Genomic DNA, 16,288 nt, shown 5'->3' with positions numbered 1-16,288 from the left:
TCCTTCTCACTCCTGTTACATTTCATTGGAAATACCGCCATCCGGCGCATCCGCCGTACCGGTAATCAGATCCTCCTCTTCGGCAAGCCCGTAGTAATATTTGATAATATCCCGGGTAGCCTGGGCTGCATAATCTGAGGAATAACCGTAGGGAATCCTGGTGGTAATGGCAATTTCAGGCTCTTCATAAGGCGCAAAGCAGACAAAAAGCGCATGATTGGGCCTGGTTCTGGTCTGCTCCGCCGTACCCGTCTTTCCGGCTACATTCACTGCCAGATCGCCAAAATAGCTCTTGTTCTCCACCACCTGACGCATGCCTGAATGAACGCTGTCCCAATAGTCCTGCGATAAGTCCACGGTGTTTCTCACCTCAGGCTCATATTCCACTAACACATTGCCCTGAGAATCCGCAACCTTGTCAAGAAGGGTCAGCTCAAAGCAGGTACCCCGATTGGCAACTGTGGTCACATATCTGGCCAGTCCAACCGTGGTAAAGCTGTTGCTTCCCTGTCCAATGGCAGAACGAACCGGGTCCGTATCCGACACATTGGGGGAGGCTTCTGTAATTTCCACTCCCGATTTTTCCGTGAGTCCAAACAGATCGGCATATTGGTAAAGGGTATCCAGACCTTCGGTCTCGTTGTACACGCCTGACCTGGTGGAAAGCATATACCCTATATTGTAAAAGAAATAGTTGCAGGAATCCCGTATTGCCGTCACCAGCGTTTCATTTCCGTGGCCGGACCGCCTCCAGCATCTGGGGGACGGGGTGATGGCAGTAAAGGTGCCCACGCAGTTTACCCTGTCATTTATATCGATCACACCCTCCGTAAGTCCGGCAGCCGCAGTCACCATTTTAAAGGTGGAGCCGGGAGCCAGAGGGGACTGGGTGGCATGGTTTAACTGGGAGCTTGCCTTGTCCGTCTGCAGCCATGCGTAATAATCCGCGTCGATGGAATTTGCCATCTTATTGTTGTCAATTCCGGGATAAGACACCATGGCCAGCACATCTCCCGTATTCACATCCGTGACCACCACGGAAGCGTTACAAGGGTCCAGCGCCAGCTGTCCCGGCGTCACATCCAGATTGTCAATGCGGTTTTTCATAAACTGGTAGGCCGTCATGGAACCGTTATAGAGGGCCTCCTCATCCTCCACGGGAACCTCCACCGCATTCTGCTCGCAGAGAATCATGCACACGTCCCTGCCGCTTATCACATCATTTAGCAGCATATATTTGTAGAAGCGTCTCTGAAACTCACTGTTTTTGTCAATCATTTCAATGATATAAGACACCAGCTTGTCGAAAATTTCAGCGGAATCGGAATATTGGTCGTCCAGCTCCAGCTTGCTTACATCGATCCAGTTTTGAGCGATACAATATTTCAAATATTCGTTCAGACTGATGACCTCATCCACTGCCCAGGCAATCTGCGTGGAATCCTGGGAGTCCACAGCCTCGGTCATGATCACGCCGTTTCTGTTTAAAAGCTGTACAATATTGCTCTGATATACCTGATATTCCGTGGAAAGCTGGTTGTAGGGCGTCATTCCTTCCGTCAGCTCATAGCGCAGTTCATCGTAAACGGACTGTCTGTAAGCAAGGAATTTATCGTAAACCTCCGCCTCCTTCTCCCCGGCGTCTTCCTGGGAAAAACGCTTTACATCAATAATCTGATTGTCAATCAGCGCAAAATACACGTCATAAATGGGAATTACAATGTCAGAGCTGTCCGAATTTTCTCCAGCCACATAGGTCTTGGCGTTGACGATCTTGCTGGAGAGAAGTCCCGCCATTTTCTGCTCCACAATATTGTAAACAGCCTCGGTCAGCTCCTTGTCAATGGTCAGATAAACATCGTTTCCCGACTGGGGCTCCACCCGCTCCACAATGTTCATCACCTTTCCGGTATTGTCCACAATGACCCGCTCAAAGCCCTTTGTCCCCTGCAGAGTGGTCTCCATATAGGCCTCGATGCCGCTCTTCCCCACCACGTCATTTATGCTGTAGGTATTTGCGCTTCCTCCTGCGGCCGCAGCCTCCTCATTCAGTTCGGTCAGCTCCTCCGAGGAAATTTTTCCGGTATACCCCAGCACATGGGCAAAATACTGGCTGTCCACATAACGCCGTACCGTATCCTCCTCTATGGTGACTCCCGGCAGAGAATCTGAATTTTCCTTGATCACAGCCACCGTCTCTTCACTGACATTGGAAGCCACCGTGGTGCCGATATATTTCTGATAGGAGGTCAGGCTCATGGCATAACGGATGGTTACCATCTTAAGCCATTCCTCACTGGTATATCCCTTCCCGGGCACAAAATCGGTGCTGGAATCCCCTTCTTCCTCATACTCCCCAATGGCAAAGCCGCTGCCCGTATTGCGGCTTAAATATTCCATAATCTCCTGTGCCGTTGAGGTGCGCTCGTCCTCCTTCAGCTTATCTATGGTGGTATACCCATAGACGTCTGCCAGAAAGCGAAGCAGGCTGGTCCCCTCCACCGTATAGGCGAAATCTCCGTTTTCATCCAGGATAATCCTGAAATCCGTAATCACGCTGTCGCCGTTTTTCTCAATCATCTGAATCAGCCTGTACACCGTTTCATTCAGATTCTGGTTTTTGCTCCGGCCTGATTCAAACACATCTTCAATTTTCACGGAATAAGCCAGCTCATTCTCGGCTAAGAGCTCTCCGTTCCTGTCAAAAATCCGCCCTCTCGTGCTGGGAATATCCCTGGTTTTCTCCGTCTGGAGAATAAAATCATTCAAATACTCTTCCCCATGCACGATCTGCAGATCAAAGCAGCGATACACGAGAATTCCCGCCAGCACGCAAAACACCACGGTCAGGATCGTCAAACGGCTGGTTATGATGCTGATAATATGTTCCTTTAACTCGTCAAACAAATTTCTGTGCGCTCCTTCTTTCAATTGCTTCCAGCTTTTCGTTTACCTTTAAAATAACAGGGTACAAAAACAGGGTGACCACAATGGTGTACAGCGCTTCCGGCAGTATCACCCTTGTGAAATAATACCAAAAATGAAAACGCCCCCTCAGCAGAAACATAAGAACATAACACACAATTCCATAGGATAGATCGCTTACCACAATCAGCGCCATGGGAAGCTTAATATCCTCCGGGTAGAAAATCCGGCTGAATTTTCCGTTCAAATAACCTATATACATGAGAATCAGGGCATAAAACCCCAAAAAGCTTCCAAAAAACACATCGCTCAAAAGTCCGCAGAAAAATCCGATGATCAGCCCCTCCTTTTCCCCCCTCATAAAGCCGAAGGACGCAGTGAGAATAATCATCAGATTGGGGATAATTCCTGCAAAGGATAAGCTGTCAAACACACTGCACTGCAGCACAAAACAAACGATAATGAATATTGTCACAATCACTTTTCTGAGTATCCGCATCACTATCCCTCTTCTGGTACCTGCTGCTTCAAATCTGTAATGACCAAAACCTCTCCCAGATGCTCAAAGTCTACCGCCGGCGTTATGTAGCCTGATTTTGTCAGATTGTTGGAGTCACTGTTTATGGTATTGATATAGCCAATCAAAATATTCGGCAGATATTTGTCGCTGATATCCGAGGTCACAACCTTGTCGCCCTCCACCACTGCATTCTGGCTGTCCACCAGCATGCTGTAGGTGATGACGCCCTCCGCCATCAGCTGCAGATCTCCTGACACAACCAGATTATCCTCAGTGGCCAGCGTCTTGGCGCTCACATTGCTGTTATCGGAGATAATAGAGGTAACTCTGGCCCAGTTAGGTCCCACAGAGGTAATAATCCCCACCAGGCCGCCTCCTGCGATCACATTCATGTCCACAGACAGACCGTCCTGGGTTCCCTTGTCTATGATAAAGGAGGAGTACCAGTTGCCGGAATCCCTGCTGATAATCCTGGCGCCCACCTTGCTGTACTCTCCATACTGTTCATCCAGGGAAAGAAGCTCTCTGAGATTGTTCAGCTCATACCGGTCCTGCTGTAAAAGAGTATTCTCCTCGGTGAGGGCCGCCACCTCTTCCCTGAGCCTTTCGTTTTCCTCTAACAGCGACCTGATCTGCACAAGCTCCTGGGAACGGTTTGAAAGCCAGCTTCCCACCTGACTGATCCCCTGCTGAAAGGGTACGATCACATATCCGAAAATTGTGTTGAAGGGCCGGTTAAAGGTATCCGTCCCAAAGGTGATTAACATCATGGCCGTGCAGAGAAAGGTCAAAATAAAGAGAAGATATTTACTCGGTATCGTAAATTTCTCCCCTTTTCTTTTTATGATTGGGCTCATTTACTCATCCCTTCAATCGCATAAGCTACTGATTTATAGTTGTCATCCTTAATGATCTTCGCAAGTCCCATAGCCACACTGGTAAGTGGATTTTCTGCTGTATTTACTCTCAGCCCCGTTCCTGCCGCAAGCCGCTGTGACAAGTGGTTTACCTGAGAAGCCCCGCCCGTAAGATAAATGCCATGTCTGTAAATGTCTGCCGCAAGCTCCGGCGGTGTCCGTTCCAAAATCACCTTTACATTGTCGATAATGGTGTTAAAATGCTCCTCTAAGGATTCGTCCACCAGCTTTGTGGGAATCTCCCTTTCCACCGGAAGGCCTGTCACGATGTCCCGTCCGTAAACCACGGCGCCTCTTTCCTCTTTTTCCAAATCCCGCAGGGCAATCTTTACGGTTTCCGCCGTTTTCCCGCCGATAATCAGGCTGAATTCCCGTCGCACCGACGCCCGGATGGCCTCGTCGAATTTCAGTCCCCCCACCTTGATCAGGCGGCTCAGCACAATGCCGCCCAAAGAAAGAATGGAAATCTCCGTGGTCTCATAGCCTACGTTCACCACCAAAACACCCTGGGAATTTTTTACATCTATATCCAGTCCAAGGCCGTCTGCAACAGCCTTCTCCACCACCATAATTTTTTTCGCCTTCACATTGGCATCCTTGATCAGATCATAAAAGGCTCTCTTTTCCACCTCCGTCACATCGGTGGGCACGGCGATAAAAAAGTCTGCCGGCTTGGTGCTTCCCTTCTGCAGGTCTCCGATAAAATATTTTACCAGAGTCTCCATGTTTTTGATATCCGCAATGACGCCGTTGGAAAGCGGGTAAGAAATATGAATATTTCCCGGCGCCTTCTCATACATTTCAAATGCAGAATCTCCATAGGCAAAGAGTGTGTTCTTATTTTCGATGGCGATCATGTTCTTTTCCACCATAATATTGTCATCGTTTCTGCTGTAAATTTTGATATTATTGGTACCTAAGTCGATACCGAATGCGTTGTTTGCCAAAATGACAACCCCTTTCTGAAGTGATGCTACAGGTAAGCCTCCTCTTTAAAGCTAGTATACCTGTTATCACCGATAATAATGTGATCCAGCAGCGAAATGTCCAGCTTGTCTCCCAGTTCCTGCACATTCCGGGTGATTTCCAGATCCGCCCTGCTTGGAGACGGATCGCCGCTGGGATGATTATGCACCAGCAAAATGTGGACCGCCCTGCTGTTTAAGGCTTCCAGAAAAATTTCCCTGGGGGAAATCAGCGACATCCTCACGCTGCCCTCCGAAAGCTTCCTTTCTCCGATCAGCTGCCCCTTGGCGTCCAGACACACCAAAATGACGCATTCTGTTTCCCTGTGTCTGAGCCTTTCCATAAAATACCGGGCGACGGCGGCGGAATCATGAAAACAGATTCCCTGGGCGGCTGTGGCGGTGCTGATGCGCATGGAAAGTTCTGTGAGACATTTCAGCTTAATGGCCTTAACCTCTCCGATGCCCTTAATGGACTTCAGCTCATTTAAGGTCACGTCATAGAGGCCAAGCAGCCCCTCCCTGGGATATCTGGCCAGCTCCAAAACCTTTCCGGCCAGCTGCAGCGCGTTCTGCTCCCTGGTGCCCGTGCGTATGATGATAGCAAGCAGCTCCCGCTCCGTAAGGCTTTCCGGACCAAACCGCAGAAATTTTTCATAGGGAAGATCCTGATTTTTCTCTCTGTTTTTTACTTTTCGTTTCTCCATACATCTCCTTTTGCCTTCTCCGATGTACAGACAAAACCCGAGGATACTTTAACGGATAAAACGGTAAATCACCAAGGAGATCACCACTCCGATAACACTGGCTATGGTAATTTGAATCTTCAGCCCGAAGGTGAGCAGTATAAACCCTAAATCCAGCTCAATGGGCGTATTCAGCCCAAAGGATTTCCCGTAATTTAAAAAGCTTCCGTCAAAATAGGTTCCGATAAATCCGCCGATCACAAATCCGATCAGCACAAGGATCACCAGCACCCAGTTTACTCTCTTCAAGATTTTTCCTCCTCATACGTCTTTATATACTACCATAAAATCTGGCGTCTGTATATAAAATTCATAGATTTTATTTTTTGGTTTTTCTACATTTTTCCATGGCATTTGCTATTTCTTCCTCAGAGACAATACCCTTTCTAAGCAGCGCCTCCAAGGATTTCAGGATGCCGAATTTTGCGTGCTGCCAGGTCAATCCTCCCTGAAAATACACGGCATAAGGGGGCTTTAAGGGTCCGTCTGCCGACAGCTCAATGGAGGAGCCGGACACAAAGGCGCCCGCCGCCATAATCACCTGTGCATCGTAGCCGGGCATATCCCAGGGTTCCGGAACCACATGACTGTCCACAGGGGCTGCAGCCTGAATTCCCTGGCAGAAGGCCGTCACCGCCTGGGGTGTGCCGAAGGTCACCGCCTGAATAATGTCATATCTGTCCTCACTGCCGTCTGGCGCCACGTCAAAGCCAAGCTTCTCATAAATATTGGCGGCAAACACGGCCCCCTTTAAGGCGCCTGCCGTCACCACCGGGGCCAGAAAAAAGCCCTGATAAAAATTGCTCAAAATGCCCAGGGAAGCCCCCACCTCTTTCCCCAGCCCCGGGGAGGTAAGACGGTACGCGGCATTTTCCACGCATTCCTTCGTTCCGGCAATATAGCCGCCGATGGGAGCAAGTCCTCCCCCCGGATTTTTAATCAGGGAGCCCACCACCATATCCGCTCCCACATCGGAAGGCTCTCTTGTCTCCACAAACTCGCCGTAGCAGTTATCCACCATGCAGATCACATCCGGTTTTATGCCTTTTATAAAGGCGATCAGCTCCCCAATCCGCTCTACGGACAGAGTGGGACGGGTCTGATAGCCCTTGGACCGCTGAATGGCTGCAAGCCTTGTCCTCTCATTGATTCCACGGCGGATGGCTTCATAGTCGAAGCTTCCGTCCGGCAGAAGATCCACCTGCCTGTAGGTAATCCCATATTCTGCAAGGGAGCCTCTGGATGGTCTTATGCCTATGACCTCCTCCAGGGTGTCATAGGGCTTTCCCACAGGGGAGAGCAGTTCATCCCCCGGTCTTAAATTGCTCATTAAGGCCAGCGCCAGGGCATGGGTGCCGCAGGTAATCTGAGGCCGCACCAGCGCGTCCTGCGTGTGGAAAACTCCTGCGTAAACCTTCTCCAGGGTATCCCTTCCCAGATCGTTATAGCCATAGCCCGTGGTGCCCAAAAGACAGGCCTCGCTGACCTGATTTTCCTGCATGGCCCTAAGCACCTTCAGCTGATTATATTCTGCAGTGCGGTCTATCTGTGCAAAACGGTCCAAAAGTCCTTCGAGTACGGCATTCCCATAGGCAAGCACCTCTTTTCCGATGCCCATGGCCCCGTACAGCTTATCCGTATCGCTCATGGCTTCTCCTCATTTTCGTAAATATTTTTTTCTGCCAGCTTTTCAAGCATAAATTCCAGTATTTTTTCATCATCATACAAAAAGTGGTCCTTGTCAACCCATATCACATCCTTCTCTCTCCGGAACCATGTGAGCTGCCTTTTTGCAAAATGCCTGGTGTCACGCTTTAAAAGCCGTACAGCCTCCTCTAAGGATATCTCCCCATCCAGATAAGAGAGAATTTCCTTATAGCCAAGCCCCTGCATGGACACCATTCCCTGATGGCAGCCCATTTGCTTAAGCTTTTTTACTTCCTCAACAAGCCCATCCTGAAGCATCTCATCCACCCGTTGTTCAATGCGCCCGTACAGGCGCTCCCGCTTATCGCTTAACACAAAATAGCAGGCGCGGTACGCGTCCTCCTTAAGTCTCTCCTTCTGATTGTGGTCAGAAATGCGCTGCCCGGTGAGCTGGTAGAATTCCAGGGCCCGTATCATACGCTTTTTGTTGTTGGCATGTATGGCCCGGGCCGAGGGCGCATCCACGCTTTCCAGCAGTTCATGGAGGTACGCCGTTCCCTTTTCCTCTGCCAGCGCCTCCAGCTCTTCCCGGATGCGGGTATTTTCCTCATTCTCTGTAAAATCAATATCTCTAAGCAGCGCCTGAATATAAAAGCCCGTTCCTCCGGTCACAATGGGGATATGTCCTCTTTCATAAATTCCCTTAAGACATGCTTCACATTTCTGTTTAAAGATCACCACGTTAAATTCTTCCCAGGGCTCCAAAATATCAATCATGTGATGGGGAACCCCCTCCATCTGATCCGGCATGATCTTGGCGGAGCCAATATCCATATGCCTGTATACCTGCATGGAATCTGCGGAAATGATTTCCCCCTTCACCCTTTTTGCAAGCTTCAAAGAAAGAGTGGTCTTTCCCACCGCCGTAGGCCCCGCAAGCACGATCATGTGCGGTTTTGTCATGACTTTTCTGCCTCCTATACAATTCGCTTGAATTTTCTTTCCATCTCCGTTTTACTGATCGAAATTATGGTAGGCCGTCCGTGGGGACAGTGATAAGGATTTTCCAAGGTGAGCAGCTCATCGATCAGCGCCTGCGCCTCTCTTTGACTTAAGGGGCTGTTTCCCTTCACCGCCGCCTTACAGGACATGGAGGCGATTTTTTCTTCCACAGCCTTCAGGCTTCCTTTGTTTCCCAAGGCAGCCAGCTGATCCATCACCTCTAAAAACAGCTCCTTCTCGCCGCAGCCGTACAAATCTGTGGGAACGCTTCTTACGGCATACTCACTGCCGCCAAAGGGCGCGATCTCAAAGCCAAGCTCTGTAAAAGCATCGCCGTACTCCCGAAGCGTGACCTCCTCCTGGCCGGTAAGGCTGACAATCACAGGGGGCATCAGGTTTTGGGATACCACACTTTTTTCCCGGTACTGCCGCATCAGCCGCTCATATTTTACCTTCTCATGGGCCGCATGCTGGTCGATGATCAAAAGCTTATCCTCAAACTGAATCATCCAATAGGTGTCAAACACCTGGCCAATCAGCTGGTACCTGGCCCTATTATCCACCGAAAGCAGCTTTTCCTCAAACAAATCAAGCTGCTTTGCCTCTGTGACCGCTGCCTCTGGGGCTGTGACCGCCGTCTCTGCCGCCTTCTCTTCAGTCTCGTCCGGAAGGCTCTCCGGCTTTCGATCCTGATATCTGGCCTCCTCCATCACTCGATAGCTTTCCATGCGTCTCTTCTCAAAGGGCTCCGGCACTCCTTTTCTTCGCATTTCCTCCTGCAGCTGTCTGCGCTGCTCTTTTTCTTCCTTTCGGGCCTCGTTTTCATTTCCCAGCACAGCCTCCGGTATCATCTCCCGCTGCCTCAGGGTGCCTTGGACGGCCTCGGAAAGAATACTGCAGAATTCTGCGGCGCTGTCAAAACGCACGTCCATCTTAGTGGGATGTACGTTTACATCCACACGGCCTGGCTCCATCTGAATATGCAGCACGCAGAAGGGAAATTTATGCTGCATCAGATATTCCCTATAGCCTTCCTCCACAGCTCCCGCTATCACTGCGCTTTTTAAGAATCTCCCATTGATAAAATAGATTTCAAAGTTCCGGTTGGAGCGCACTAAAACAGGCTCCCCCAGATAACCCTGAATGCGTATGTTCTCCCGCTCCCACTGTATGGGCACAAGTGATGCCGCAGTCTCTCTACCGTAAAGGCGATAGATCACCTCTCTTAAATCTCCGTTTCCCGAGGTGTGGAATCTGGTCTGGTTCCCCAGCACAAACTTAAAGGAAATGTCCGGCCTGGACAAAGCAAGGTGCTCCATAAGGTCTGAAATATATCCCCCCTCGGTAACGGGCGTTTTCAAAAATTTCCGCCGCACCGGCGTGTTGAAAAAGAGGTTCCGCACCAGGACGGTGGTTCCTTCCGGTGCGCCCACCTCCCCAAATTCTATTTCCCTTGCGCCCTCTAGCACAATCCTTCCTCCAGTCAGGCTTCCTGCTGTTTTAGAAATCACCTCCACCTTGGACACCGCCGCGATGCTGGAGAGAGCCTCTCCGCGAAACCCCAGGCTTAAAATGTGCGTCAGATCCTCCGCATTTTCGATCTTGCTGGTGGCATGGCGCAGAAAGGCAGTCCGCAGCTGTGCGGCCTCCATGCCGTCTCCGTTGTCAGTGACCCGGATAAATGCAATGCCCCCCTCCTTTGCCTCCACGGTGATGGCTGTTGCATTGGCGTCGATGGCGTTTTCCACAAGCTCCTTTACCACGCTTGCAGGCCGCTCCACCACCTCTCCGGCCGCAATTTTGTCAATGGTCTCCGAATCCAGTACATGTATCTGTGCCATAATTTCCTCATTTCTGTGCCTTCTCTGGCACTTTCCCCGGACTATTTCTGTTCTCTGCCGCCCCAGCGGTTTTTCAGCTTATTCTGCAGCCTGTAGAGCGTATTTAAAGCGTCTAAGGGCGTCAGGGTGGTAACCTCGATATCCATCAGCTCCTTTAGCACATCCTCATCTGTAACCGTGTCAAACAAGGACATCTGAGCCAGATCAACCTCATCGTATTTGGGCTGCTTTTTGGCCTTTGCGTCCGCCCTTGTGTCTACGGCGATATTCTGAACCTTTGCGGTAATGTCGTTATCGCTTAACTGCTCCACGATCTCCTTTGCCCTGTCAATGACCATGTCCGGCACTCCCGCCAGCTTTGCCACCTGAATGCCATAGCTTTTATCTGCGCCCCCCTTCACAATCTTTCGAAGGAACACAATCTCATCCCCCCGTTCCTTCACCGCAATGCAGTAATTGTTCACATTGCTCATTTTCCCCTCCAGCTCCGTCAGCTCATGATAATGGGTGGCAAACAAGGTCTTTGCTCCCAAAAGCTTTCTGTTGCTGATATGCTCTATCACAGCCCAGGCAATGCTCAGCCCGTCGAAGGTGGAGGTGCCCCTGCCGATCTCATCCAGAATCAAAAGGCTGTGGGAGGTGGCGTTTCTCAAAATATTTGCCACCTCGTTCATCTCCACCATAAAGGTGGACTGACCGCTGGCCAGGTCATCGGAGGCACCCACCCGGGTAAAAATCCGGTCCACTATGCCGATATTGGCCGACTTTGCCGGCACAAAGCATCCGATCTGCGCCATAAGCACAATCAACGCCGTCTGCCGCATATAGGTGGATTTTCCCGCCATATTGGGGCCTGTAATGATGCTGATGCAGTGGGAGCCATTGTCCAGATAGGTGTCGTTTGCGATAAACATATCATGGGTGATCATCTGTTCCACCACCGGATGCCTGCCGTCCTTTATGTCTATCACGCCCTTTTCGTTCAGCTTCGGGCGCACATAGCGATTGCGCTCCGCCACCAGGGAAAGAGAGGTAAACACATCCAAAAGAGCCACAGCCTTTGCCGTTTTCTGGATGCGGTCTATCTCCATGGCGATGGAATCCCTGATTTTGCAGAACAGATCATATTCCAGGGTCTGCAGCTTGTCCTCCGCATTTAAAATGGTATCCTCCAGCTCCTTTAACCTGGGCGTTGTATAACGCTCTGCATTGGCAAGGGTCTGTTTGCGCACATAGTCAGAGGGCACCAGCTCTTTATAGGAATTGGTAACCTCAAAATAGTAGCCGAACACCTTGTTATATTTGATCTTTAAATTCTTAATGCCGGTCCGCTCCCTGTCCTCCTCCTCCAAAAGGGCAAGCCATTTCTTTCCGTCATGCTTGGCGCTCCTTAGCATATCAATGGTCTCGTCAAAGCCATCCTTTAAGATGCCGCCCTCCCTGATGGTGATGGGGGGCTCCTCCTCAATAGCATTTAAGATCAGCTGATAAATATCCTCAAGGCCTTCCAAATCATTATAAATGCCCCTTAAGGCTTCCTTTTCAAAGCCCTTTAAAACCGTTTTGATATGAGGAAGCATCTCAAGGGAATTGCGAAAGGCAATCAAATCCCTTGGGTTTGCCGTCTTATAGATCACCTTGCTCAAAAGCCGCTCCAGATCATAGATGGGGCTTAAATATTCTCTCAGCTCGTCCCGGGATACACTGTCTTTATTCAATTCCTCAATGGCGTCCAGGCGCATCTCCATCTCTTCTTTGTCGATGAGAGGCTGCTCCAGCATGCTTCTGAGCTTTCTGCCGCCCATGGCAGTTTTCGTCTTATCCAAAATCCACAAAAGAGACCCTCTTTTTTGTTTCTCCCTGAGGGTTTCCGTAAGCTCAAGATTTCGCCTGGTGGAGCTGTCAAGGAGCATAAATTTATTGGTGAGATAGGGATAAATATGGGTAAAATGCTCCAGGGTGGTTTTCTGGGTCTCATAAAGATACTGCAAAAGAGCGCCCGCCGCAATCACCCCAACCGGAAACTCCTCCACGCCAAGCCCCATCAGTGTGTTCACCTTAAAGTGCTTCAACAGGGCTTTTTTACAGCTCTCATCGTCAAACAGATGGGCCTCCAGCACATTCACGGAAATATGGTATCTTCCCTTCAAATCGTCAATATCCATGCCGCTGACCAAAAAAGCGTCATTACAGATAATTTCCGAGGGCTGATACTTCATCATTTCATCCTGAAGCTTCCTTAGGTCCTCCACTTCCGTCAGATAATAATCCCCTGTGGTCACATCCGCCACAGAAATGCCTATCTTCGTGGGCGTGTAGGTTACACACATCAAATAATTGTTTTTGGATTCCTCAAGGGCCTGCATATTCAAATTGGTTCCGGGAGTGACAATCCTGACCACATCTCTTTTCACAAGCCCCTTGGCCAGCTTGGGGTCCTCCATCTGCTCACAGATGGCCACCTTGTAGCCCTTATTGACCAATTTAGTCAAATATCCTTCCACCGCATGATAAGGCACCCCGCACATGGGAGCCCGCTCCTTAAGTCCGCAGTTTTTTCCTGTCAGCGTGATTTCCAGTTCCTTGGACGCGGTGAGCGCATCCTCGAAAAACATTTCATAAAAATCACCCAGACGGTAAAAAAGGATACAGTCCGGGTACTGCTTCTTCGTCTCCAGGTACTGCTGCATCATGGGTGTCAATTCTGATTCCTGCAAAATGGTTTACTCCTGTTCTTTTGCCTTACTTCTTCCGTAAAGAAGCGGATGCACAAAGGTTTGCGCATCCGCTATTATCTTACCACAAAATATTGTAATTGTAAATCTTGGTACTTTATTCTTCCACCATGTGTCCCGTATAGTAAAAGCCATGGCAGACATCCAGGGAAACCCTTACAAGCCTCCCAATCAGGGAGATATCCTCCGGGAAATGCACCAGCATATTGTTGGAAAGCCTTCCCGTCAAAAGCCTGGGATCATTTTCATTTCTCTCCTCCACAAGGACCTCCATGATCTGTCCCTGAAAACGGCCCGCCTGTTCCTTTGCAGTATCCTGTACTGCTTTGAGCACCCTGTCGAAGGCTTCCTTCACCTGGCTTTCAGGCACCTGGTTTTCCATGGACGCCGCCGGGGTTCCCGTCCGCTTGGAATAGATAAAGGTAAAGGCGTTATCGAATTTCACCTTTCTTATCACATCTATGGTTTCCTCCACATCCTCAAAGGTCTCCCCGGGGAAGCCCACGATAATATCCGTGGTGATGGAGATATCCGGTATCTCTCTTTTGATGCGAAGGGCCAGTTCAAGGTACTGCTCCTTGGTATAACGGCGGTTCATGGCCTTCAAAATCCTGGTGGAGCCGGACTGCAGGGGCAGATGCAGATGACGGCAGATTTTTTTTGATTCCTTCATCACCTGGATCAGCTCCGGGGATAAATCCTTTGGGTGTGAGGTCATAAAGCGGATCCGCTGTAACCCTTCTATTTTCTCCACCTGGGTAAGCAGCTGGGCAAAGGTGACGGGGTTCTCAAGATTTTTCCCGTAGGAATTTACATTCTGTCCAAGCAGCATAACTTCCGTCACCCCGTCCGATACAAGTCCTTCAATTTCCCGGATGATATCCTCAGGGTTTCTGCTTCTCTCCCGCCCCCTCACATAGGGAACGATGCAGTAGCTGCAGAAATTATTGCAGCCGAACATAATATTGATTCCCGATTTAAAGGGGTATTTCCTTTCCACGGGCAGGTCCTCCACGATCCGGTCCGTGTCCTTCCAGATGTCTATGATCATGCCCTCTCTCTCAAAGGACGCTGTAAGCAGCTCCGCAAATTTGTAAATATTGTGGGTGCCGAAAATCAAATCCACAAAGCCATAGCTTTTCTTCAGCTTTTCAATCACAGAAGGCTCCTGCATCATGCAGCCGCACAGGGCAATTTTCATGCCGGGATTTTTCTTCTTATAGCCGTTTAACACCCCAAGCCTGCCGTACACCCTCTGATTGGCATTATCCCGCACCGTACAGGTGTTAAAAATTACGAAATCTGCATTTTCCTCCTGGGTCATTTCGTAGCCCGCCGCCTTCAGGATGCCTGCCAGCTTTTCCGAATCCCTGGCGTTCATCTGACAGCCGAAGGTGGTGACGCAGCACAGGGGCTTTCTTCCAAGCCGCTCCTCCAGCGCCTTTACATGCTCTCTGGCCCTTGCCATAAAATAATACTGTCTTTCCGGCTCTGTCACCGGTGCCTGGGCGGTGGTATCTATCTTTTCCAAATTTGTATTCATCCTTCATACCCCGCATATTTTTCCGCAATCCGGATCAAAAGCTTTGTCACCGCCTCCATGGACTGGACGCAGGCATATTCATATTTCCCGTGGAAATTTTCCCCGCCCGTGCACAGATTGGGACAGGGAAGCCCCATAAAGGAAAGCCTTGCGCCGTCCGTGCCTCCTCTGATAGGAGAAATCTTAGGCTCTATGCCAAGCTCCTCCATGGCAGACGCTGCGTTTTCCACCAGGTGCATATGATCCTTCAACACCTCACTCATGTTGTAGTAGGAGTCCCTCATGTCCACCTTCACGGTGCCTTGTCCATATTTTTGATTTAAAAAATCCCTACAGCGAAGAAAGGTTTCCTTCTTCTGCTCAAACAGCGCCCTGTCGTGGTCGCGGATAATATAATCCGCCGTGACCTCCTCCACATTTCCGGAAATGCTGTCCAGATGGAAAAAGCCTTCATACTTTTCCGTGTACATAGGGTTTTCAAAAACCGGCAGAAGACTCTGGAATTCCTGTGCAATCAAAATGGCGTTTTTCATCTTTCCCTTGGCGGAGCCGGGATGGACGCTTCTCCCATACACATGCAGAACCGCTCCTGCAGCGTTAAAGCTTTCATATTCCAGCTCCCCCAGGGCGCCGCCGTCCACCGTATAGGCAAAATCAGCTCCAAAGAGCTTCACATCAAAGTATTCCGCTCCGTCTCCCACCTCTTCGTCCGGGGTAAAGGCAATCCGGATTTTTCCATGCCTGCACTGGGGATTATGCAGCAGATAATCCGCCATGGCCATGATCTCCGCAACCCCCGCCTTGTCATCCGCTCCAAGCAAAGTGGTTCCGTCCGTCACAATCAAATCCTGCCCCTGATAGCCTGACAGCTCAGGAAAATCAGCCGCTCTCATCACGATGCCTTCCTTCTCGTTTAACACAATATCGCCGCCGTCATAGCGCTCCACGATTCTGGGTGAGACCCCGGCCCCCGTCACCGCAGGAGAAGTGTCCATATGAGCGATAAAGCCCAGTACCGGCCCCTTCTCGCAGCCACATGAGGCAGGAATTGTGGCGTACACATAGCAGTGCTTTCTGTCGTAGGTGATATCGCAGGCTCCCATAGCCTTAAGCTCCTCCACAAGCAGCCCTGCCAGATCATGCTGCTTCATCGTGCTGGGGATTGTATCCGAATTTTCCTGGGACTGGGTATCCACCGTCACATACCGCAAAAAATTTTCAATGGTTTTTGTCATAATCATCCTCACATTTCAATCTACAATTTCATGCAGACTTTATCATAACACGAGTTTTACAATATCTCAACTCTTTTAAGCCCGGCAGGCATGGAAGCTTGGGGCTTCGATCTCCCCGAAGGCTCTCAGGGTCTGCCGCCCGAGTTTGCCACTTGATGAATAATAGTAAATAAAATATTTTCTTATTTTGCAAGGTTTCCCTTGCTTTTTTT

At 49.9% G+C, this 16,288-nt stretch carries 12 protein-coding genes; all 12 read right to left on the bottom strand.

Annotated features, from left to right (window positions below):
- Nucleotides 1–15: 15 nt before the first annotated feature.
- A complete protein-coding gene (locus tag SHK35_RS11690) occupies nucleotides 16–2,907 on the bottom strand; it encodes a penicillin-binding transpeptidase domain-containing protein (RefSeq protein WP_318705163.1) in 2,892 nt (963 codons plus the stop codon).
- Nucleotides 2,900–3,418 (bottom strand): rod shape-determining protein MreD, encoded by a 519-nt coding sequence (mreD, locus tag SHK35_RS11685; RefSeq protein WP_318705184.1) that lies wholly within the window; start codon nucleotides 3,416–3,418, stop codon nucleotides 2,900–2,902. The genes SHK35_RS11690 and mreD overlap by 8 nt, the downstream gene beginning before the upstream one ends.
- Before the next feature lie 8 nt (nucleotides 3,419–3,426).
- The gene (gene mreC / locus SHK35_RS11680) at nucleotides 3,427–4,302 is read right to left on the bottom strand and encodes a rod shape-determining protein MreC (RefSeq protein ID WP_318709906.1); all 876 of its coding nucleotides are present in this window, start codon (nucleotides 4,300–4,302) and stop codon (nucleotides 3,427–3,429) included.
- Nucleotides 4,299–5,309: a rod shape-determining protein gene (mreB, locus tag SHK35_RS11675; protein ID WP_318705165.1), complete on the bottom strand. Its 1,011-nt coding sequence runs from the start codon at nucleotides 5,307–5,309 to the stop codon at nucleotides 4,299–4,301. The genes mreC and mreB overlap by 4 nt, the downstream gene beginning before the upstream one ends.
- 26 nt (nucleotides 5,310–5,335) lie before the next feature.
- Nucleotides 5,336–6,034: a RadC family protein gene (gene radC, locus SHK35_RS11670; RefSeq protein WP_318705166.1), complete on the bottom strand. Its 699-nt coding sequence runs from the start codon at nucleotides 6,032–6,034 to the stop codon at nucleotides 5,336–5,338.
- Nucleotides 6,035–6,082: 48 nt separating this feature from the next.
- Entirely contained in the window at nucleotides 6,083–6,322 is a 240-nt protein-coding gene (locus tag SHK35_RS11665; RefSeq protein ID WP_318705167.1) for a DUF4321 domain-containing protein, read from the bottom strand.
- A 70-nt stretch (nucleotides 6,323–6,392) separates the two neighbouring features.
- Complete coding sequence (locus SHK35_RS11660; RefSeq protein WP_318709905.1) at nucleotides 6,393–7,721, bottom strand: methionine gamma-lyase family protein; 1,329 nt, start codon at nucleotides 7,719–7,721, stop codon at nucleotides 6,393–6,395.
- On the bottom strand, nucleotides 7,718–8,683 hold the full coding sequence (gene miaA / locus SHK35_RS11655; RefSeq protein ID WP_318709904.1) for a tRNA (adenosine(37)-N6)-dimethylallyltransferase MiaA: 966 nt from the start codon (nucleotides 8,681–8,683) through the stop codon (nucleotides 7,718–7,720). The genes SHK35_RS11660 and miaA overlap by 4 nt, the downstream gene beginning before the upstream one ends.
- Nucleotides 8,684–8,697: 14 nt before the next feature.
- The gene (gene mutL / locus SHK35_RS11650) at nucleotides 8,698–10,563 is read right to left on the bottom strand and encodes a DNA mismatch repair endonuclease MutL (RefSeq protein ID WP_318705170.1); all 1,866 of its coding nucleotides are present in this window, start codon (nucleotides 10,561–10,563) and stop codon (nucleotides 8,698–8,700) included.
- 41 nt (nucleotides 10,564–10,604) lie between these two features.
- Nucleotides 10,605–13,256, bottom strand: a complete 2,652-nt coding sequence (gene mutS, locus SHK35_RS11645; RefSeq protein WP_318705185.1) for a DNA mismatch repair protein MutS — start codon at nucleotides 13,254–13,256, stop codon at nucleotides 10,605–10,607.
- A 139-nt stretch (nucleotides 13,257–13,395) separates the two neighbouring features.
- Complete coding sequence (gene miaB, locus SHK35_RS11640) at nucleotides 13,396–14,841, bottom strand: tRNA (N6-isopentenyl adenosine(37)-C2)-methylthiotransferase MiaB (RefSeq protein ID WP_318709903.1); 1,446 nt, start codon at nucleotides 14,839–14,841, stop codon at nucleotides 13,396–13,398.
- Nucleotides 14,838–16,076: a peptidase T gene (pepT, locus tag SHK35_RS11635; protein WP_318705172.1), complete on the bottom strand. Its 1,239-nt coding sequence runs from the start codon at nucleotides 16,074–16,076 to the stop codon at nucleotides 14,838–14,840. The genes miaB and pepT overlap by 4 nt, the downstream gene beginning before the upstream one ends.
- Nucleotides 16,077–16,288: the final 212 nt, after the last annotated feature.

The organism is Candidatus Acetatifactor stercoripullorum (genome assembly GCF_944382095.1).
GTDB classification, from domain to species: domain Bacteria; phylum Bacillota; class Clostridia; order Lachnospirales; family Lachnospiraceae; genus Acetatifactor; species Acetatifactor stercoripullorum.
The sequence above is the reverse complement of the archived record's forward strand: the minus strand, read 5'-3'. Positions and strand labels throughout refer to the sequence as shown.

Coding starts and splice junctions, on each gene's coding strand:
- mutS (WP_318705185.1), bottom strand. CDS start 13,256: ATGATGCAGCAGTACCTGGAGACGAAGAAGCAGTACCCGGACTGTATC.
- SHK35_RS11660 (WP_318709905.1), bottom strand. CDS start 7,721: ATGAGCGATACGGATAAGCTGTACGGGGCCATGGGCATCGGAAAAGAG.
- radC (WP_318705166.1), bottom strand. CDS start 6,034: ATGGAGAAACGAAAAGTAAAAAACAGAGAGAAAAATCAGGATCTTCCC.
- mutL (WP_318705170.1), bottom strand. CDS start 10,563: ATGGCACAGATACATGTACTGGATTCGGAGACCATTGACAAAATTGCG.
- miaB (WP_318709903.1), bottom strand. CDS start 14,841: ATGAATACAAATTTGGAAAAGATAGATACCACCGCCCAGGCACCGGTG.
- miaA (WP_318709904.1), bottom strand. CDS start 8,683: ATGACAAAACCGCACATGATCGTGCTTGCGGGGCCTACGGCGGTGGGA.
- mreC (WP_318709906.1), bottom strand. CDS start 4,302: ATGAGCCCAATCATAAAAAGAAAAGGGGAGAAATTTACGATACCGAGT.
- pepT (WP_318705172.1), bottom strand. CDS start 16,076: ATGACAAAAACCATTGAAAATTTTTTGCGGTATGTGACGGTGGATACC.